Origin of the sequence: Mycobacterium mantenii (assembly GCF_001667865.1) — a bacterium.
GTDB lineage: Bacteria > Actinomycetota > Actinomycetes > Mycobacteriales > Mycobacteriaceae > Mycobacterium > Mycobacterium mantenii_A.
Window position 1 is genome coordinate 62,218 of sequence record NZ_LZJP01000036.1, and the last position, 18,915, is coordinate 81,132.

The 18,915-nt window shown below is 70.0% G+C and carries 20 protein-coding genes; 2 read left to right on the top strand and 18 right to left on the bottom strand.

Features of this window, described 5'->3' with window-relative positions:
- Positions 1-136 precede the first annotated feature (136 nt).
- The 6 genes from A5688_RS06195 to A5688_RS06215 all read right to left on the bottom strand — a co-directional run bounded on the left by A5688_RS06195 (position 137) and on the right by A5688_RS06215 (position 6,060).
- Positions 137-2,998, bottom strand: coding sequence for an aminotransferase class I/II-fold pyridoxal phosphate-dependent enzyme (locus A5688_RS06195; protein WP_067827854.1), 2,862 nt, complete (start codon positions 2,996-2,998; stop codon positions 137-139).
- Between the two features lie 77 nt (positions 2,999-3,075).
- Complete coding sequence (locus A5688_RS06200; RefSeq protein ID WP_067827850.1) at positions 3,076-3,474, bottom strand: antitermination protein NusB; 399 nt, start codon at positions 3,472-3,474, stop codon at positions 3,076-3,078.
- Entirely contained in the window at positions 3,471-3,974 is a 504-nt protein-coding gene (gene nusB / locus A5688_RS06205) for a transcription antitermination factor NusB (protein ID WP_067827846.1), read from the bottom strand. Before nusB ends, A5688_RS06200 begins: the two co-directional genes overlap by 4 nt.
- Positions 3,971-4,534, bottom strand: a complete 564-nt coding sequence (gene efp, locus A5688_RS06210; protein WP_067827843.1) for an elongation factor P — start codon at positions 4,532-4,534, stop codon at positions 3,971-3,973. The genes nusB and efp overlap by 4 nt, the downstream gene beginning before the upstream one ends.
- A gap of 127 nt (positions 4,535-4,661) precedes the next feature.
- The gene (locus tag A5688_RS27530) at positions 4,662-4,886 is read right to left on the bottom strand and encodes a hypothetical protein (protein ID WP_082951035.1); all 225 of its coding nucleotides are present in this window, start codon (positions 4,884-4,886) and stop codon (positions 4,662-4,664) included.
- Positions 4,887-4,950: 64 nt separating this feature from the next.
- Positions 4,951-6,060 carry a M24 family metallopeptidase gene (locus A5688_RS06215; protein WP_067827840.1) on the bottom strand — a complete coding sequence of 370 codons (1,110 nt, stop codon included), beginning with the start codon at positions 6,058-6,060 and terminating at the stop codon, positions 4,951-4,953.
- A 33-nt stretch (positions 6,061-6,093) separates the two neighbouring features.
- Between A5688_RS06215 and A5688_RS06220 the strand changes: the two genes are divergently transcribed.
- Entirely contained in the window at positions 6,094-6,801 is a 708-nt protein-coding gene (locus A5688_RS06220; protein ID WP_207546612.1) for a B-4DMT family transporter, read from the top strand.
- Here A5688_RS06220 and aroQ read toward each other — a convergent pair.
- The 10 genes from aroQ to A5688_RS06270 form a co-directional block, all read right to left on the bottom strand.
- Complete coding sequence (gene aroQ, locus A5688_RS06225; RefSeq protein ID WP_067913756.1) at positions 6,798-7,247, bottom strand: type II 3-dehydroquinate dehydratase; 450 nt, start codon at positions 7,245-7,247, stop codon at positions 6,798-6,800. The genes A5688_RS06220 and aroQ overlap by 4 nt on opposite strands.
- Positions 7,244-8,335, bottom strand: coding sequence for a 3-dehydroquinate synthase (gene aroB / locus A5688_RS06230; protein WP_067913799.1), 1,092 nt, complete (start codon positions 8,333-8,335; stop codon positions 7,244-7,246). Before aroB ends, aroQ begins: the two co-directional genes overlap by 4 nt.
- A complete protein-coding gene (locus A5688_RS06235; protein ID WP_067913753.1) occupies positions 8,332-8,868 on the bottom strand; it encodes a shikimate kinase in 537 nt (178 codons plus the stop codon). The genes aroB and A5688_RS06235 overlap by 4 nt, the downstream gene beginning before the upstream one ends.
- Positions 8,868-10,073: a chorismate synthase gene (gene aroC, locus A5688_RS06240; protein WP_067827952.1), complete on the bottom strand. Its 1,206-nt coding sequence runs from the start codon at positions 10,071-10,073 to the stop codon at positions 8,868-8,870. Before aroC ends, A5688_RS06235 begins: the two co-directional genes overlap by 1 nt.
- Before the next feature lie 33 nt (positions 10,074-10,106).
- Positions 10,107-10,553, bottom strand: coding sequence for a prepilin peptidase (locus A5688_RS06245; protein WP_067913744.1), 447 nt, complete (start codon positions 10,551-10,553; stop codon positions 10,107-10,109).
- A gap of 10 nt (positions 10,554-10,563) precedes the next feature.
- A complete protein-coding gene (locus A5688_RS06250; protein ID WP_067913741.1) occupies positions 10,564-11,394 on the bottom strand; it encodes a shikimate dehydrogenase in 831 nt (276 codons plus the stop codon).
- Positions 11,369-12,616: an endolytic transglycosylase MltG gene (mltG, locus tag A5688_RS06255; RefSeq protein ID WP_067827825.1), complete on the bottom strand. Its 1,248-nt coding sequence runs from the start codon at positions 12,614-12,616 to the stop codon at positions 11,369-11,371. Before mltG ends, A5688_RS06250 begins: the two co-directional genes overlap by 26 nt.
- A complete protein-coding gene (ruvX, locus tag A5688_RS06260) occupies positions 12,609-13,124 on the bottom strand; it encodes a Holliday junction resolvase RuvX (protein WP_067913738.1) in 516 nt (171 codons plus the stop codon). The genes mltG and ruvX overlap by 8 nt, the downstream gene beginning before the upstream one ends.
- Entirely contained in the window at positions 13,125-15,818 is a 2,694-nt protein-coding gene (gene alaS, locus A5688_RS06265; RefSeq protein ID WP_067827822.1) for an alanine--tRNA ligase, read from the bottom strand.
- Positions 15,819-15,949: 131 nt separating this feature from the next.
- Positions 15,950-16,339 carry a secondary thiamine-phosphate synthase enzyme YjbQ gene (locus A5688_RS06270; RefSeq protein WP_207546613.1) on the bottom strand — a complete coding sequence of 130 codons (390 nt, stop codon included), beginning with the start codon at positions 16,337-16,339 and terminating at the stop codon, positions 15,950-15,952.
- Positions 16,340-16,504: 165 nt separating this feature from the next.
- Here A5688_RS06270 and A5688_RS06275 point away from each other — a divergent pair, with 165 nt between their 5' ends.
- A complete protein-coding gene (locus A5688_RS06275) occupies positions 16,505-17,128 on the top strand; it encodes a hypothetical protein (protein WP_067827817.1) in 624 nt (207 codons plus the stop codon).
- Here A5688_RS06275 and A5688_RS06280 read toward each other — a convergent pair whose 3' ends face one another.
- Entirely contained in the window at positions 17,129-17,464 is a 336-nt protein-coding gene (locus A5688_RS06280) for a hypothetical protein (RefSeq protein ID WP_067913735.1), read from the bottom strand. It lies immediately after the preceding gene.
- Positions 17,461-18,819: a replication-associated recombination protein A gene (locus A5688_RS06285; RefSeq protein ID WP_067827812.1), complete on the bottom strand. Its 1,359-nt coding sequence runs from the start codon at positions 18,817-18,819 to the stop codon at positions 17,461-17,463. Before A5688_RS06285 ends, A5688_RS06280 begins: the two co-directional genes overlap by 4 nt.
- Positions 18,820-18,915: the final 96 nt, after the last annotated feature.

Here is an 18,915-nt window from a genome sequence, read left to right on the forward strand (position 1 = left end):
ACCAAACAGCTCCGGCGGGCAGGGACGCACTCGTCCAGGGGATGCGACGAGCCATCGCCGACTGGCCGCCGGGCGGACCGCACCCCTCGTCCCGCACCACGTGCGGCCCCAGCCCGACGCCGACGACAGGCTGATCTCAGGAGCTGTCTGCCGCCGACGGCACGGCCGGGGCGTCGGCGCCATTGTTGCGCGCCCCGTTCGTCCCGGACGCGTCCGCGGGGAGCTCGAAAGCCGCGGTCACCGAACCCACCGCCGCCATGGCGGCATTACGCTGCGCTTCCATGCGCGCCAGCGCGGTCTCGGTGAACACCGACAACCCGAGATCGGGGTTGTACCCGTGGATTTCCTTGACGTCGAGCTGGGCCAGGAAGTAGACGATCTCCTTGGAGACCGCCTGCCCCGGCACCAGCACGGGGAAGCCGGGCGGGTAGGGCACCACGAAGGTGGTCGACACCAGGGTCTTGCCCTCGGCCAGCCGTCGCCCGGCCATGCCGATCAGCACATGTTCGCGATCGGACTCCTCATAGCCGGCGTAGAACGCCGATCGCATGTCGCCGAAGTTGCACTCGTCGACGGGCCGGAACGCCACGTCGAATTCGCTGAAGTCCGGCAGATGCGGCAGATCCTCGGTGATCTCCTCGACGTGACGCTCCTGCAACACCCGGTCGGCGACGCTGGCCTCCTTCTCGATGCGGTCGAAATCGATTGCCACCCTTCGCAACACGTCGAGCAGGTAGTGCACGCTCGACCAGGTGACACCGATGGTGAAGATCAGCAGCACGCTGTTGATCGACGTCTTGTTGATCTGGATGCCGAAGCGCTCCATCAGGATCTTCTCGCGGAAGTCGTAACCGTTCATTCCGGTCTTGCCGACGAACAACGTCACCCGGGTCGGATCCAGCACGAACTGGTCGGAGCGCCACGCCTCGTTCCACTCGGCCAGCGCCCCCTGCCTGATCGACGCGGTCGAGCTCACCGAGGACTCCCGGAATTCCTCAGGCACCAGGTCGGACTCGTCGAGGATGCGGAACCACTTGCTGATCAGCCGGTCCTTGCGTACCCGGTGCCGGAAGACCAGCGCCATGTCGTAGACCTGTCGGACCAGCTGGAAGCCTTCGATGTCGACCTGGCGGCGCGCCAAGTCCAGGGACGCCAGCAGCTGCTGGTTGGGCGAGGTCGAGGTGTGGGTCAAGAACGCCTCACCGAACGCGTCACGGGTCAGCGCGTTGAAATCCTGATCCCGCACGTGGATCATCGATGCCTGCCGAAGCGCCGACAGCGATTTGTGCGTGGAATGCGTGGCGTAGACGCGGACCCGCGCGGTCGCCGGGTCGGGCATCAGCTCGCGCTCGACCCACTCCGACCGGTCGACGCCCGCCATGGATGCGGCCCATTTCCGGTATTCCCCAACGTATTCCGGCGATGCCAGCATCTGCTCGAGGCGCTCGGCGGACACCATCGCCGTGCGCTGCCGGGCCCACGGCACGGCCGTCGCGAACGCATACCACGCCTCGTCCCACAGGAAGCAGATGTCGGGCTTGATCGCCAGCACCTCCTGCATGACCTGCAGCGGGTTGTAGACGACGCCGTCGAAGGTGCAGTTGGTCAGCAGCAGCATGCGCACCCGGTGCAGCTGTCCGGCCGCCTCCAGATCCAGCAGCGTCTGCTTGATGGTGCGCAGCGACACCGCACCATAGATCGCGAACTGCGGCAGCGGATAGGCGTCCAGGTACAGCGGGTAGGCGCCGGCCAGCACCAACCCGTAGTGGTGCGACTTGTGGCAGTTGCGGTCGATCAGCACGATGTCGCCCGGCCGGGTCAGCGACTGCACGACGATCTTGTTGGCGGTCGACGTCCCGTTGGTGACGAAGTAGGTGTGGTCGGCGTTCCACGTCTTCGCGGCCTTGTCCATCGCCTTTTTGATGTTGCCGTGCGGGTCCAGCAGCGAGTCCAGACCACCGGAGGTGGTGGAGGTTTCGGCCATGAAGATGTTGCGGCCGTAAAACTCCCCCATGTCCTGCAGCGACCTGGAGTTGAAGATGCTGGCGCCGCGCGCGACGGGCAGGGCGTGGAACTGGCCGACCGGCGCGGCGGCGTACGCGCGCAGCGCATCGAAAAATGGTGTGGCATAACGATTTCGCAGCCCGGCGAGCACCGTGCTGTGCAGGTCGGTGACGTCGTTGAGCCGGTAGAACGTCCTGTCGTAGACGTCGGGCTCGCTGCCGTCGCCCGCCGCGATCGACTCATCGGTGAGCAGATACAGATCGATGTGGGGCCGCAGCTCCCGGATCCACTCGCCGCACTCCACCCAGTAGTTGGCGTGATCGGGAATGCCGTCGCCGGCATCCTCGTTGGGCCCGAGCAACGTGTTCATCAGGGGCAGCCGGTCGCGGGACCGCAGCGACAAGTCGTCGCGGATGATCGCGGCCTGAATCTCGCCGTTCAGGGCGACCGCGGTGATGGCGTCCTCGACGCTGGGCACCACCAGGATCTCGAACTGCACATCGTCGGACGCACAGCGCAGCGCCCGCAGGCATTCGGCCAGGCTGTCCGGCGCCGTGCTCGGGGCGTCGTCGGCGAGCAGCACGGTGTAGAAGTGCTGCTGCTTGGCCTGCGCGACCAGTTCCTGGTCATCCAGGGGCGCCGAGGTATCGAAAAGCCCTGCGCGATCACCGTATTCACTGAGCAGCCGCACGGCCAGGGAGACCTCTTCGGTGAGCCGCACGGTGGACAGGCTCTCCAGATGGGCGCGGAAGATCGCCAGATTCGCCGCACCGGGGTACAGCCAGTACCGCTCGTAGGCGGCGATGCGGTCCATCAGGCGTTTCACCCGGGCCACGTCATGGGTTTTGTCCAGCCCGGCGAGGTCCACCTCGGCGAGGTGACGGCACGCGTCGTCGAGCAGATTCCAGGTGTCGATCCGCGCGTATGACGGGTTGGCCACGGCCGCCAGCGCAGACACCCGGAGTCGTCGCGGCTGGGTGCTGTATCGAATCATGACCTCACCTGTTCTTCTGGGCGACTTGTATTCTCACCCCACCCCGCTGCCCACGTGATCGTTTCGCGTGAGCTCGCTCACCTGTTCAGCTCGTCGTCACCCTCGTCAGCGTCCACGACGCGCCGATTGGCGCGCGTGCTGTCCACCCACCGCAGCACGGGCAGCTCCCAGCGCCGCACCGGCAGCTCGGTGACATCGGACAGCGACCGCACCACGCCCTGCGTCAGGCCCATGATCGCGGCCATCACCGGCAGCAGCGGCTGCAGCGGCCTGGCAGCGGAGCGCACCGTGCTGATGCGGCGGGCCACGACCACCCGTTCGGCGCAGTGATACAGCCAGGCGCCCACGCCCAGCGCGTAGATCGCGAGCACCGAGGCGACGATGGTCAGCCCGTAGGCGGCGCAGATCACCGCACCCAGCACCACCGTCGCGGCCAGCGCGGCCGCAACGAGCAGGCGCAGCTCCAACCGGGTCATGGCTGCGGTCCGTGCTCCTCTGCGGCGGCGTCGGAACCCACCGCGCCGCGAACCGCGTCGGCGGCGGCCCGGATCTGCGGCGTCACCAGCATCACGTGGCCGAGCACCCCGTTGACGAAGCCGGGCGAGTCGTCGGTGGACAGCTCCTTGGCCAGCTGGACGGCCTCGTCGACGGCGACCGGTTCCGGCACGTCGTCGGCATACAGCAGCTCCCAGACCGCGACCCGCAGGATCGCACGGTCCACGGCGGGCAGCCGGTCCAGCGTCCAGCCCTGCAGGTGCGAGCTGATCAGGTCATCGATGTGCGCGGCGTGTTCCCCGACGCCCCGGGCCGCCGCGGCCGTATACGGCTGCAGGGGCGCGATTTCGGGGTTGGTCTCGGCGAGCCCGGTGCGGACGTCGACGACCTCCGCCGGGCTCAGCCCACGGGCCTCGGCTTCGAACAGCAGGTCGACGGCACGCTTGCGGGCCTGGTGGCGTCCCCTGACGGGCCTGCTCACGCGTTGACGCGCCCCAGATAGCTGCCGTCGCGGGTGTCGACCTTCAGCTTGTCTCCGGTGTTGATGAACAGCGGCACCTGGATCTCGGCGCCGGTCTCGACGGTGGCCGGCTTGGTGCCGGCGCTGGACCGGTCACCCTGCAGGCCGGGCTCGGTGTGGGTGACCTCCATCTCGACCGAGACGGGCAGCTCGAGGTACAGCGGCGCGCCGTTGTGGAACGCCACCTGCACCGGCAGGCCCTCCAGCAGGAACCGGGCGGAATCGCCGACCAGCGACTCAGGCAGCGGGTGCTGCTCGTAGTCCTGGCTGTCCATGAACACGAAGTCCGAGCCGTCGCGGTACAGGTAGGTGGCGTCGCGCCGGTCGACGGTGGCGGTCTCCACCTTCACCCCCGCGTTGTACGTCTTGTCGACGACCTTGCCGGAGAGCACGTTCTTCAGCTTGGTCCGCACGAAGGCCGGGCCCTTGCCCGGTTTGACGTGCTGGAACTCGACGATCTGCCACAGCTGGCCGTCGATCACCAGCACCAGTCCATTCTTGAAATCGGCAGTGCTTGCCACGGTTCGGTATATCTCCTCGGACGTTGGACAGTCGTCTACGGAACTGTCTGTAACTTGTCGGTCAGTTTAGAGCGCTCCGCGGTCGGTGCTCGCGGGCCGGGGTGGGGCGGTGACGGGCGAAACGCCGTCAGCGATGGACGCGTTCGGAGCCGAGCGCGGTGTGCTCGTCGGGCGACGGCAACGGCTTGATCATCGTCAGCAACGGGAGGTTCAGGGTGACCCCGCTGGCGAATGGCACGTGGATCGCGAAGTAGACGATCTGCATCTCCAGCCGCATCTCCCGAAGGGGCTGCGCGTACATGTCCCACCGGAAATCCCGCAGGCGCGCCAAACCCCGTGCCACCCCGTTCACGCACCCGACTGTACTCGCGGGCGCAAGCCCCCCCGAAGCCGTTCGCCGACGCATCCGGCGGGTGCTACGTCAGGACGGCCAGCTCTTTGGGGAACTTGGTCAGCAATTCCGGGGCACCGCCGCGCGTCTCCGCCGGCACCACCAGCGTGTCCTCGATGCGCACGCCGCCGCGGCCGGGCAGGTAGACGCCGGGTTCCACCGTCACCACGGATTCGGCCAGCAACGTGCCGGTGGACGTGGCACCGATGCCCGGCGCTTCGTGGATTTCCAGGCCCACGCCATGGCCCAGGCTGTGGCTGAACTGCTCGCCATAGCCCGCGTCGGCGATCACTTGGCGGGCCGCGGCGTCCACCCCACGCAGGTCCGCGCCCGCGTGCAGCGCCTCGCGGCCGGCCCGCTGCGAGTCGGCGACCAGCTGGTAGATCTCCAGCTGCCAATCGGCGGCCTTACCGAGCACGAAGGTGCGGGTCATGTCGGAGTGGTAGCCGCCGACCAGCGCGCCGAAGTCGATCTTGACGAAGTCGCCGTCGGCCAGCATCGCGTCGGTGGGGCGATGATGCGGGATCGCCGAATTCGGCCCGGCGGCCACGATGGTGTCGAACGAGATCGCGTCGGCGCCGTGGTCGAGCATCAAGGCCTCCAGCTCGCGGCTGACCTCGCGCTCGGTGCGCCCCGGCCGCAGCCCGCCCCGCGCCACCAGTTCGGCGAGTGCGGCGTCGGCCGCCTCGCAGGCCAGCCGCAACAGCGCGACCTCGCCGGCGTCCTTGACCTCCCGCAACGCCTCGACGGTTCCGGCGGCCTTGACCAGCTCGGTGGCCGAATCCCGGTCGTCGAGCTCGCGGGTCAGCGCGTCGAATCCGTCGACGGTCACCACGTTGCTTTCGAAGCCGAGCTTGTGCGTGCCCGCCTCGGCGGCCTGACCGACCAGATAGCGTCCCAGCACCCGTTCGATGGCGACTTCGAGGTCCGGCGCCTGCTCGGCGGCCTGGGTCCGGTACCGCCCGTCGGTGGCCAGCACGGGGCCGCGCTCGTCGGCGAACACCAGCAACGCGCCGTTGGACCCGGTAAAACCGGAGAGGTAACGGACGTTGACCAGGTCCGTGACCAGCAGCGCATCCAATCCGCTGGCCTCAAGTCGCGCTCTGAGCCTGTCTCGACGCTGTGAATGTGTCACAGGTCTTGACGGTACTCGCTACGCTTTTGGGCCATGAGTAACTGGATGCTGCGCGGATTGGTCTATGCCGCGGCGATGGTCGTCGTCCGATTGTTCCAAGGTGCACTGATCAACGCGTGGCAGACGCAGGCCGGGCTGTTCAGCGTGACGCTGCTGCTGTTGTTCATCATCGCCGTGGCCGTCTGGGGGGTTCTCGACGGCCGGCGCGACGCCATCGCCAACCCGGATCCGGATCGCCGCGGCGACCTGGCGATGACCTGGCTGCTGGCCGGCCTGGTGGCCGGTGTGCTCAGTGGCGCCGTCTCCTGGCTGATCGCGCTCGTCTACAAGGGCCTGTACACCGGGGGGCTGATCAACGAGGTGACGACGTTTGCCGCCTTCACCGCGCTGTGCGTCTTCCTGCCGGGGATCATCGGCGTGACCATCGGGCGCTGGCGGGTGGACCGCAATCCCCCGGAGCGCCGGCCGGGCACCGACGAGGAGCGGGCCGACACCGACGTCTTCTCCGCGGTGCGCGGCGACGACGCGCCCACCGGCGAGATTCCCGCGCAGACGTCCGGCGCCCACGCCGACGCGCGGACCGCGGCGGTCGCCACGGCCGAGCGCGACGCGCCCACCGACACGGTGGCCACCACCGAATCGCCGACCGAATCGATCGCCAAGCACGAAGACCCGAAGACGGAGGTGATCCGCACCGGCGAGGAGCACACCAAGCCGGGCGCGGAACACGACAAGGGCTAGCTGTCGGCGCCGGGCTTCCCGGCCAGGTAGCGCAGGGCGAGCAGATAGCCCTGCACCCCCAGCCCGACGATCACCCCGGTCGCCACCGGGCTGAGGTAAGAGTGCCGCCGAAACTCTTCGCGCGCATGGACATTGGAGATGTGCACCTCGATCAGGGGTGCGCTCAACTCGGCGCACGCGTCGCGCAGCGCCACCGAGGTGTGGGTCAGCCCGCCCGCGTTGAGGATCACCGGTTCTCCTGCGTCGGCGGCCGCATGGATCCAGTCCAGCAGTTCGGCTTCGTTATCGCTTTGCCGCACAACGGCTTTGAGACCCAGCGCGTCGGCTTCGCGCTCGATCAGCGCCGCCAACTGCTCGTGCGTCGTGTCGCCGTAGACATCGGGCTCGCGCCGGCCCAGCCGGCCCAGGTTCGGGCCGTTGATGACGTTGACGGTCGTGGTGGTCATGACACCTCCGCAAGGCCGGCATAGGCCGCCGCCAACAGCGACGGGTCGGGGCCGGCCATCCGGCCCGGTTTGGCCAGGCCGTCCAGGACCACGAACCGCAGCACCCCGGCCCGCGACTTCTTGTCTCCCGCCATGTATTCCAGCAGCTGGGGCAACGCATCGGCGTCGTAGCTCACCGGCAGGCCGAGCGCGGACAGGATGGTGCGGTGCCGCTGCGCGGTGGCATCGTCGAGCCGGCCGGCCAGCCGGGCCAGCTCGGCGGCGAAGACCAGGCCCACCGACACCGCGGCGCCGTGCCGCCATTGGTAGCGCTCGCGACGCTCGATCGCGTGCCCCAATGTGTGCCCGTAGTTGAGGATTTCGCGCAGTTCCGATTCCTTCTCGTCGGCGGCAACGACCTCCGCCTTCACAGCGATCGCGCGGCGGACCAGCTCCGCCAGGACGTCACCCGACGGGTCCAGCGCGGCCTGCGGGTCGGCCTCGATGAGGTCGAGAATCACCGGATCGGCGATGAATCCCGCCTTGACGATTTCGGCCATCCCCGCGACGAGTTCGTTGGGCGGCAACGTCTGCAGCGTCGCGAGGTCGACCAGGACGGCGTGTGGCTGATGAAACGACCCGACCAGGTTCTTGCCCGCGTCGGTGTTGATCCCGGTCTTACCGCCGACGGCCGCGTCGACCATGCCCAGCAGCGTGGTGGGCACATGCACGATGTCCACGCCGCGCAGCCAGGTGGCGGCCGCGAACCCGGCGACGTCGGTGGCCGCACCGCCGCCGAGGCTGACCAATGCGTCCTTGCGCCCAATCCCGATGCGGCCCAGCACTTCCCACAGGAAACCCACCACCGGAAGGTCTTTGCCCTCTTCGGCGTCCGGGATTTCGATGCGGTGCGCGTCAACGCCCTTGTCCGCCAACCGGCTTCGGATCACCTCGGCGGTCTCGGCCAGTACCGGTTGGTGCACGATGGCCACCTTGTGCCGGTCGCAGAGAAGTTCGTCCAACTCGCCCAGCAGGCCGGTACCGATGATCACCGGGTACGGCGGGTCGACGGCCACCTCGATGGTGACCGGATCACCGGAGCGCGTCATGTGGCGGCTCGGCACGGATCGGGGGCGGGAGCCTGCAGCCGCGAGACGATGTAGCGGACGACCGCGCCGGGGTTGCGCCGGTTGGTGTCGACGCGGATGGTCGCCGCCCGCCGGTACAGCGGGCTGCGTTCGGCCAGCAGCGCGCGGTACTTGTCGGCGCGATCGGGCCCGGCCAGCAGCGGTCGCACGGCGTTGCCGCCGGTGCGCCGCACGCCTTCGGTGGCGCTGATCTCCAGGTAGACGACGGTGTGACCGGCGAGCGCGTCACGCACCCCGGGGCTGGTGACCGCGCCGCCCCCGAGCGACACCACGCCGTCGTGGCCGGCGAGCGCGGCGCGCACCACGTCCTCCTCGATGCGGCGGAACTCCGACTCGCCGTCGGTGGCGAAGATGTCGGCGATGCGGCGCCCGGTCTGCTGCTCGATGGCCACATCGGTGTCCAGGAAATCGACCCCGAGCGCCTTGGACAGCCGCCGGCCGATGGTGGACTTGCCCGACCCCGGCAACCCCACCAGGACCGCTTTGGGCGCCATTACGCGGTGCCCCGGGCGGCCGGCGACTCCCGCTCGGCGACCGCCTGCCGGTAGGCCTCGACGTTGCGGCGGGTCTCGGTCAGCGAATCGCCGCCGAACTTCTGCAGCGCGGCGCGGGCCAGCACCAGCGCCACCATGGCCTCGACCACCACGCCGGCGGCCGGCACCGCGCACACGTCCGAACGCTGGTGGATCGCGACGGCCTCGTCGCCGGTCGCCATGTCGACGGTGGCCAGCGCCCGCGGCACCGTGGAAATGGGCTTCATCGCGGCGCGCACCCGCAGCGGCTGGCCGTTGGTCATGCCGCCTTCCAGCCCACCCGCGCGGTTGGTCGAGCGGACCACGCCGTCGGGGCCGGGGTACATCTCGTCGTGGGCGCGGCTGCCGCGGCGGCGAGCCGTCTCGAAGCCGTCGCCGATCTCGACGCCCTTGATGGCCTGGATGCCCATGACGGCCGCGGCGAGCTGGCTGTCCAGCCGGTTGTCGCCACTGGTGAACGAGCCCAGCCCGACGGGCAGGCCCAGGGCCACCACCTCGACGACGCCGCCGAGGGTGTCGCCGTCCTTCTTGGCCGCCTCGATCTCGGCGATCATCGCCTGCTCCGCGGTGCCGTCGAACGCGCGCACCGGGCTGGCGTCGATCGCGGGCAGGTCGCCCGGACCCGGCGGCGGGCCGTCGTAGGGAGCCGACGGGCCGATCGCGATCACGTGTGACAGCACCTCGACGCCGAGCGCCTGGCGCAGGAACGAGCGGGCGATGGTGGCCGCCGCGACGCGGGCCGCGGTCTCGCGGGCGCTGGCCCGCTCCAGCACCGGCCGGGCGTCGTCGAAGCCGTACTTGAGCATGCCCGCGTAATCGGCGTGGCCGGGCCGCGGCCGGGTCAGCGGCGCATTGCGCGCGCTGTCCGCCAGCTCCCCGGGGTCGACCGGGTCGGCGGCCATCACGGTTTCCCACTTCGGCCATTCGGTGTTGCCGATCTCGACGGCGATGGGCCCGCCCAGGGTGACACCGTGCCGCACCCCGGACAGGACGCTCACCGCGTCGCGCTCGAACGCCATCCGGGCGCCGCGACCGTAACCCAGGCGACGACGGGCCAACTGTTCCGAAATGTCCAGTGAGGTGACCTCCACACCGGCGACCATGCCTTCGAGCACGGCCACCAGCGCGCGGCCGTGTGACTCCCCGGCGGTGATCCAACGCAACACGGGTCCCATTCTCCCATGTGCGCCCGACTGGACTTAAATCTGCGCGCCACCGCCGAGAACGAGCCCCACCCCCGCCGCGCTGGCCAGACACATCGACGGCCCGTGCGGCACCGCGGCCGTGCCACCGCCGAGAAGCCGGGCGACCACGGCGAGCACCACGGTCAGCAGCGGCGCGCCCAGCGCCGCCAGGAACCACGCGCCGACGCCGAAGCAACCGGTCAACGCGCCCAGCCCGAGGGCCAGCTTGACGTCACCGGCGCCCATGCCGCGCGGCGCGACGCAGTGCACCCCCAGGTAGATCGCGGTCAACGCCACCGTCCCGGCCAGCGCCGATGCCCCGCGCCCGGTCAGCGCCGCGACCGCCAGGACCGCCGCGGCACCGGTCAGCGTCAGCGCGTTGGGCAGTCGTCGTTCGCGGATGTCGTAGCGACTCAACGCCGCCAACCAGGCCAGCACCAGACACACCGCCGCAATTCGCATGCGCGGCAGGCTAATCCGGTTCGGCCACCGCGCAAGTCATGGCCTCGCGGGGCGCGGGCAGCCCGGTGAACTGTTCCACCTGCGCGAAAGCCTGGTGCAGCAGCATCTGCAGACCGCTGATCACCCGGCCGCCGGCCGCGCTCACCGCGGCGGCCAGCGGCGTGGGCCACGGGTCGTAGACGGCGTCCAGCAGCACACCGATGCGTTCGAAGGTGCCGGCATAGCGCGCGGCCACCTCCGCCGGGATGGTGCTGACCAGCACCTCGGCCGCGGCCACCTCCCCGGCCAGCCCGGCGCCGTCCAGGTCGCAGAACCGGGTCGGCACGCCCAGTTCGTCGCCCAGGTGCACCAGCCGGGCCGCCTTGTCGGCGTTGCGGGCCACCACGGTGATGCCGGCGACGCCCAGTTCGGCCAGGCCGGCGACGGCGGCCGGCGCGGTGCCGCCCGATCCACAGACCAGCGCCCATCCCGAGGCGCTCCCGAGCGCCCCGGCGACGCCGTCGATGTCGGTGTTGTCGGCCCGCCAGCCCGTCGGGGTGCGCACCAGGGTGTTGGCCGACCCCACCCGCCGCGCGCGGTCGGTGCGCTCGTCGGCGAATCGCAGGGCGGCGAATTTGCCGGGCATGGTCACCGACACCCCGACCCATTCGGTCCCGAATCCGCCGACCACCCCGGGCAGCTGGTCGGCGTCGCATTCGATGCGCTCGTAGGTCCAGTCGGTCAGGCCCAGCGCACGGTAGGCGGCCAGGTGCAATTGCGGGGACTTCGAATGGGCGATCGGCTTGCCGAGCACCGCCGCCTTGCGGGGGCCCGTGCTAGCGGGGCGTGCTGTCGAGGACACCGTTGCGCTTAGCCAGCTCGATGTTGGCCAGGTGTTGTTGATAGTCGCGGGTGAACAGCGTCGTGCCCTGCGCGTCGATGGTGACGAAGTACAGCCAGTCACCGGGCAGTGGGTGCTCGGCGGCGTTCAGCGCGTCGGTGCCGGGCGAACAGATCGCGGTGGCCGGCAAGCCCTGCGACACATAGGTGTTCCACGGCGTCTTCTGGGCGCGGTCGGCGTCGCTGGTGGCCACCTCGCGCCGGTCCAGCGGGTAGTTGACCGTCGAGTCGAACTCGAGCGTGTGGTGGGCGTGCAGCCGGTTGTAGATGACCTGCGCGACCTTGGCGAAGTCCTGGGAATTGGATTCCTGCTGCACCAGCGACGCCACCACCAGGATGTCGTAGGGCGACAGGCCCATGGCCTGGGCGGTGTCCACCAGCCCGGACTTCACGTACTCCTGGGCTCCGGCGCCGATCAACGTGGCCAGGATGCTCTCCGGCGACGCGGACGGATCGATGTTGAAGGTGCCCGGCGCGATCAGGCCCTCGATTCGGCGGTGGTCCTTGCCGAGCTCACCGACGGGTTCGGTGGCCCACGGCGGCACCGCCAACGCCAGGGCAGAGCTGTTGGTCGCGGCGGCGCGCAGGTCCTGCGCCCGCACGCACCGGGTGTCGCCGTCGAGGTCCACGCAGGTGGCACGCGAGATCAGCGTCAGGATCCCCGGCGTCACCACGTTGGTTTTCATGTCGGTGGTGTCGTCGAGCTGGCGGCCTTCCGGGATGACCAGCCGGCCCACCCGGCTCTTCGGGTCGGTCAGCCGGGCGACGGCGTTGGCCGCCGGGATCTCGGTGCGCATCCGGTAGAAGCCGGGCTGTATCGAGTTGATGGCGCTGTTGCCGTGCGCGGCGTTGACGAATGCCCGCACCGTCTTGATGACCTGCTCTTTTTGCAGCGTCTCGCCGATGTTGGTGGTCGAGTCACCGGCTTGCACCTGAATCACGAGGTCCCGCTTGCCGCCTCCTGTGTAGTCGTCACCGGGCCCGAACAGGGTGTGCCACAGCTTGCCGCCGACGAACACGCCCGCGAGCACCACCACGACGAACACCGCGAGCGCGATCTTGCCGGCAAGGCGGCGCCGCCGCCGGCCCCGCTCGGCCTTGCGGGCGACCCGGCTCGACTTGCGCCGGCGCGGCGCACCCACGGCCTCGGGTTCGGCTCGTTCCCGCCGTGCGCTGTCAACCATCGCTGAGCTCCCCCGCCGCCGCGCGCCGCTGATCCAGCCAACTCTGCAGGATGGCCACCGCCGCCGCCTGATCGATCACCGCACGCTGCTCCTTGGCCCGCACCCCGGCCGCGCGCAGCGATCGCTGCGCGGCCACGGTGGTCAGCCGCTCGTCGGCCAGCCGCACCGGAACGGGAGGAACTCGGCGGGCCAGCACTTCGGCTAGTTTGCTGGCCACCTCGATCGCGTCGATCGCCGACGGGCCGGTCCGATCGGCCAGGGTGCGCGGCAGCCCGACGACCACCTCGACGGCCTCGAGTTCGGCGGCCAGCGCGGCCAGCCGGCGCAGGTGCTTGCCGTTGCGGTCGCGGCGCACGGTCTCCACCGGGGTGGCCAGGATGGCGTCGGGATCGCTGCAGGCCACGCCGATGCGGACGCTGCCCACGTCGATGCCGAGCCGTCGCCCGCGGCCGGGGTCCTGCTGCGGATCGCCGGGCCGGTCAGGCAACCGGTGCTGTGCCGAAACCACTCAGCCGACCCGCGCTATCTCGGAGCGGACCGCCTCGAGCGCCGCGTCGATGCGGCTCGGGTCCTTTCCGGAACCCTGCGCCAGGTCCGGCTTGCCGCCGCCGCGGCCGTCGACGGTCACGGCCAGCTGCTTGATCAGGTCGTTGGCGCGAAGCCCGAGGTCCTGCGCGGCGGGGTTCGCGGCGACCGCGTACGGCACGCTGCCGCCCTCGCCCTCCGCGATCAGCGCCACCACCGCGGGGTCGCTGCCGAGCTTGCCGCGGATGTCGCCCACCAGGGAACGCAGGTCGCCGGCGGTCATCCCGGCGGACATGCGTTGCGCCACCACCCGGACGTTACCGATGCGCTCCGCTCCGGCCGCGGCGTTGGTCGCGGCGGCCCGCGCGCCGGCCAGCCGGGCGCGTTCGAGTTCCTTCTCCGCCGCCTTGAGCCGCTCCACCAGGTTGCCCACCCGGGCGGGCACCTCGTCGGAGGGCACCTTCAGCGACGACGCCAGCCCCGCCATCAGCGCGCGTTCCTTGGCCAGGTGCCGGAACGAGTCCAGCCCGACATAGGCCTCCACCCGGCGCACCCCGGAACCGACCGAGGATTCGCCCAGGATCGTCACCGGCCCGATCTGCGCCGAGTTGTGCACGTGGGTTCCGCCGCAGAGCTCCAGCGAGAAGGGGCCGCCGATCTCCACGACCCGGACCTCGTCGGGGTAGGCCTCGCCGAACATGGCCATCGCGCCCATCGCCTTGGCCTTCTCGAGCCGCTCGGTGAAGGTGTGCACCTCGAAGTCGGCCTGCACGGCCTGGTTGGTCACCTCTTCGACCTGGGTGCGTTGCTCTTCGGACAGCGGGCCCTGCCAGTTGAAGTCGAACCGCAGGTAGCCCGGGCGGTTCAGCGACCCGGCCTGAACGGCGTTGGGCCCCAGCACCTGTCGCAACGCGGCGTGCACCATGTGGGTGCCCGAGTGCCCCTGGGTGGCGCCCCGGCGCCACTGCGGGTCGACCGCCGCGACGACGGTGTCGCCCTCCACGAATTCCCCGGACTCGACGTTGACCCGATGCACCCAAAGCGTTTTCGCGATCTTCTGCACATCGGTGACCGCCGCGCGGGCGCTCTCACCGGTGCCCGTTCCGCTGATGGTGCCCTCGTCGGCGATCTGCCCGCCGGACTCGGCGTACAGCGGGGTGCGGTCCAGCACGAGTTCGACCCGGGCGGCGCCGTCGGTGCCGTGGGTGACCACCGGCACCCGCTTGCCGTCGACGAAGATGCCCAGAATCTTTGCCTCGGAGGTCAGTTCGTCGAACCCGGTGAACTCGGTGGGGCCGGCGTCGACCAGTTCCCGGTAGGCGCTCAGGTCAGCGTGCGCGTGTTTGCGCGCGGCGGCGTCGGCCTTGGCGCGCTGGCGCTGCTGCAGCATCAGCTCGTGAAAGCCGCTCCGGTCGACCTTCAGGCCGGCCTCGGACGCCATCTCGAGGGTGAGTTCGATCGGGAATCCGTAGGTGTCATGCAGGGTGAAGGCATCGGAACCCGAGACCACCTTGGCGCCCGACGATTTCGTCGCACTGACCACCTCATCGAACAACTTCGAGCCCGACGACAGTGTCCGGTTGAAGGCCCTCTCCTCGGCCACAGCGATCCGCCTGATCCGGTCGAAGTCGGTGACGAGTTCGGGATATGACGGCCCCATCGAGTCGCGCACGGTGGCCATCAGGTCGCCGACGATGGGCCCCTCGATGTCGAGCAGCTTGGCCGATCGGATCACCCGGCGCAGCAGCCGGCGCAGCACATACCCGCGCCCGTCGTTGCCGGGAGTGACGCCGTCACCGATCAGGATCGCCGCGGTGCGGCTGTGGTCGGCGATCACCCGGTAGCGCACATCGTCGTCGTGGTTGCCCGCGTCGTAACCGCGCGGGGCGCGCGCCGCCACGACATCGATGAGCGGCCGCAGCAGGTCGGTTTCGTAGACGTTGTGCACGCCCTGCAGGACCAGCGCGATCCGCTCGACGCCCATGCCGGTGTCGATGTTCTTGCGCGGCAACGGCCCGAGGATGGCGTAGTCCTCCTTGGTGCTGCCCTCGCCGCGCTCGTTCTGCATGAACACCAGGTTCCAGACCTCGAGATAGCGGTCCTCGTTGGCAATGGGACCGCCCTCGGGGCCGAACTCGGGCCCGCGGTCGTAGTAGATCTCCGACGACGGCCCACACGGCCCAGGGATCCCCATCGACCAGTAGTTGTCGGCCATGCCGCGGCGCTGGATCCGCTCCGCCGGCAAACCGGCGACCTCCTGCCAGAGCTCCACGGCCTCGTCGTCGTCGTCGAACACGGTGGCCCACAGCCGGTTCGGGTCCAGGCCGTAGCCCCCCTGCTCGACGCCGTTGGTGAGCAGGGTCCACGCCAGTTCGATGGCGCGGCGCTTGAAATAGTCGCCGAACGAGAAGTTGCCGGCCATCTGGAAGAACGTGTTGTGCCGGGTGGTGATCCCGACCTCGTCGATGTCGGGGGTGCGGATGCACTTCTGGATGCTGGTGGCGGTCGGGTATTCGGGGGTGCGCGCACCCAGGAAGTAGGGCACGAACTGCACCATGCCCGCGTTGACGAACAGCAGGTTGGGGTCGTCGAGGATCACCGATGCGCTCGGCACCTCGGTGTGGCCCGCCTTCACGAAATGATCAAGAAACCGCTTCCTGATCTCGTGTGTCTGCACTTTCCAGCCCGCTTCTTCCTGTTACTTCGACGTCTCATTCCCAGCCTATTCGCCGGGGCGTGGCAAGCCCGTCTCACGACGCATTTCGACCGCTCACAGTACCTGCCCCGGCGCGCCGGGCACCGGGGGAGCTAACCCTCCAGAAAGCTCAGCCGGACCGAACGTCGCGGGTTGTCCCGGTTCAGGTCGACCAGGACGATGCTTTGCCAGGTGCCCAGCATCGGCTCCCCGGCCGAGACCGGAACCGTCACCGAGGGCGCCACCAGCGCCGGCATCACGTGGTCGGCCCCGTGGCCCGCGGAGCCGTGCGAATGCCGGTAACGGTCGTCGCGCGGCAGCAGCCGTTCCAGCGTGTCGACCAGGTCGTCGTCGGAACCGGCGCCCGTCTCGATGATGGCCACCCCCGCCGTGGCGTGCGGCACGAACACGTTGCACAGGCCGTCCCCGCGCGACCAGCAGAACCCGCGCACCGCCTCGGTGAGATCGACGATGCGGCGACGCGAGGTGTCCACGTCCAACACATCGGTATGCATCCGGACAAGCCTACGGCGCGGGCGCCGCGACCAGCCAATCGTCTGTGAGCGCGGCCACATCAGGGCATTGCGGCGCGCACCCGGCAGGAGGAAGGTAACTGGTGGGACCGGTGGCGCCACCGGGGCGCCGCCCCGACATAGGAGGGGGCGACCGTGTACGCACGCTCCACCACCATCCAGGCGCAACCCCTGTCCGTCGACATCGGAATCGCGCACGTTCGCGATGTCGTCATGCCCGCCCTCACCGAGATCGACGGGTGCGTGGGACTGTCGCTGTTGGTTGACCGGCAGTCCGGCACCTGCATCGCCACCAGCTCGTGGGAAACCATGGAGGCGATGCGCGGCAGCGCCGAGCGGGTCGCACCCATCCGCGACCGGGCCGCCCTGATGTTCGACGGCAGCGCGCGCGTCGAGGAATGGGACATCGCCCTGCTGCACCGCGACCACCCGTCGCGCCCGGGCGCGTGTGTGCGCGCCACCTGGCTCAAGGTGGTGCCGGATCAGCTCAGCCGGTCCCTGGACTTCTACCGGATGGCGGTGCTGCCCGAGATGGAGGACATGGACGGGTTCTGCAGCGCCAGCCTGCTGGTCGACCACCCGGCCTGCCGCCGGGCCGTCACCTGCTCGACGTTCGACTCGATGGAGGCGATGGCCCGCAACCGCGACCGCGCCAGCGAACTGCGCAGCAGGCGGGTCCGCGAGCTGGGCGCCGAGGTGATCGACGTGGCCGAGTTCGAGCTGGCGATCGCCCACCTGCGGGTGCCCGAGCTGGTCTAGCTAGGGCAGTTTGTCCCCGGCGAATCCGCGGCAGGCGTGCACCTGGTAGGTGAAGACGCCCGCAGCCACCCCGGGGTCGTCGGTCATGATCGCCGTGGTCTCGTCGACCGTCGCCGCGAACACCCCGATGCCGCAGATGTCGGATTCGTCGCTGACCGGCAGGACCACCGCGAGCACGCCGTCGTCGCGCAGCCCGAAGTTGCGCCGGCCGTGCTCCCAGATGATGCCCGCTGACGACTCGTCGCCGAACCTGGGGCCGCGCTTGAGGATGACCACGCTGTAGGGCTTGGCGGTGGGCAGCAGGGCGCCCATCTCCTCGTCGCTGAAGATCTTCATGCCCGTCCCCTTCTGCGGATGATCGCGCGCAGCCGGTCCAGCCGGCCGGCCATCTCGCGCTCACCGCCGCGGCCGGTGGGCCGGTAGTAGTCGACCCCTACCAGCTCCTCCGGTGGATATTGTTGTGCGACAACGCCATCGGGGTGGTCGTGTGAGTACTTGTAGCCCTGCGCGTTGCCCAGCCCCGCCGCGCCCGAATAGTGGCCGTCGCGCAGGTGCGGTGGAACCAGCCCGGCTTTGCCCGCCCTGATGTCGGCCATCGCGGCGGCCAGCGCCGTGGTGACCGCGTTCGACTTCGGCGCGGTGGCCAGATAAATCGTGCAGTGCGCCAGGGTCAGCTGCGCTTCGGGCATGCCGATCAGCGCCACCGTCTGCGCCGCCGCGACCGCGACCTGAAGTGCGGCCGGGTCGGCCATGCCGATGTCCTCGCTGGCGAGGATCATCAGCCGGCGCGCGACGAACCGTGGGTCCTCGCCGGCGACGAGCATGCGGGCCAGATAGTGCAGCGCGGCGTCGACGTCCGAGCCGCGGACGGACTTGATGAAGGCGCTGATGACGTCGTAGTGCTGGTCGCCGTCGCGGTCATAGCGCACGGCGGCCTCGTCCAGGGACTGCTCGACGGCCGCGACGGTCAACTCGCCGCCGGGCTCCACCGCCTCGGCCGCCACCTCCAGCGCCGTCAGCGCGCGCCGGGCGTCACCGGCGGCCAGGCGCACCATCAGGTCGACGGCCTCGGGCACGACCGTGATCTGCCCGCCCAGCCCGCGCGGGTCGTCGATCGCGCGCTGCACCACGGCGCGGATGTCGTCGGCGCCCAGCGGCCTCAGCTGCAGGATCAGCGAGCGGGACAGCAGCGGCGCCACCACCGAGAAGCTGGGGTTCTCGGTGGTCGCCGCCACCAGCAACACCACCCGGTTCTCCACCGCGGACAGCAGCGCGTCCTGCTGGGTCTTGGAGAACCGGTGCACCTCGTCGATGAACAACACGGTTTGCTCACCGGACAACAGCGCCCGGCGGGCGGTGTCGATCACCGCCCGAACGTCTTTGACGCCGGCGGACAGCGCCGACAACGCCTCGAATCGGCGGCCGGTCGCCTGCGAGATAAGCGCGGCCAGCGTCGTCTTGCCGCTGCCGGGCGGCCCGTACAAGATGGCCGACGCCACGCCCGAACCCTCGACCAGGCGGCGCAGCGGAGACCCGGGCGCCAGCAGGTGGTCCTGCCCGACCACCTCGTCCAGCGATGCCGGACGCATCCGGACCGCCAGGGGTGCGCCGCCCGTCGCGCCCAGCCCGTGGTCGGTCGGCTGCGGCGCGCCGGGAAGGTCAAACAGACCGTCGGACACGGCTTCAGGCATACCACGATGGGCGGACGCCCGCGCCGGCCCAGCCGCGCGCGCCGCAATCCGCGCGCCCGGGCCGCTTCTTTGCTAAGTTCGGCGTTTGCCAAGTTC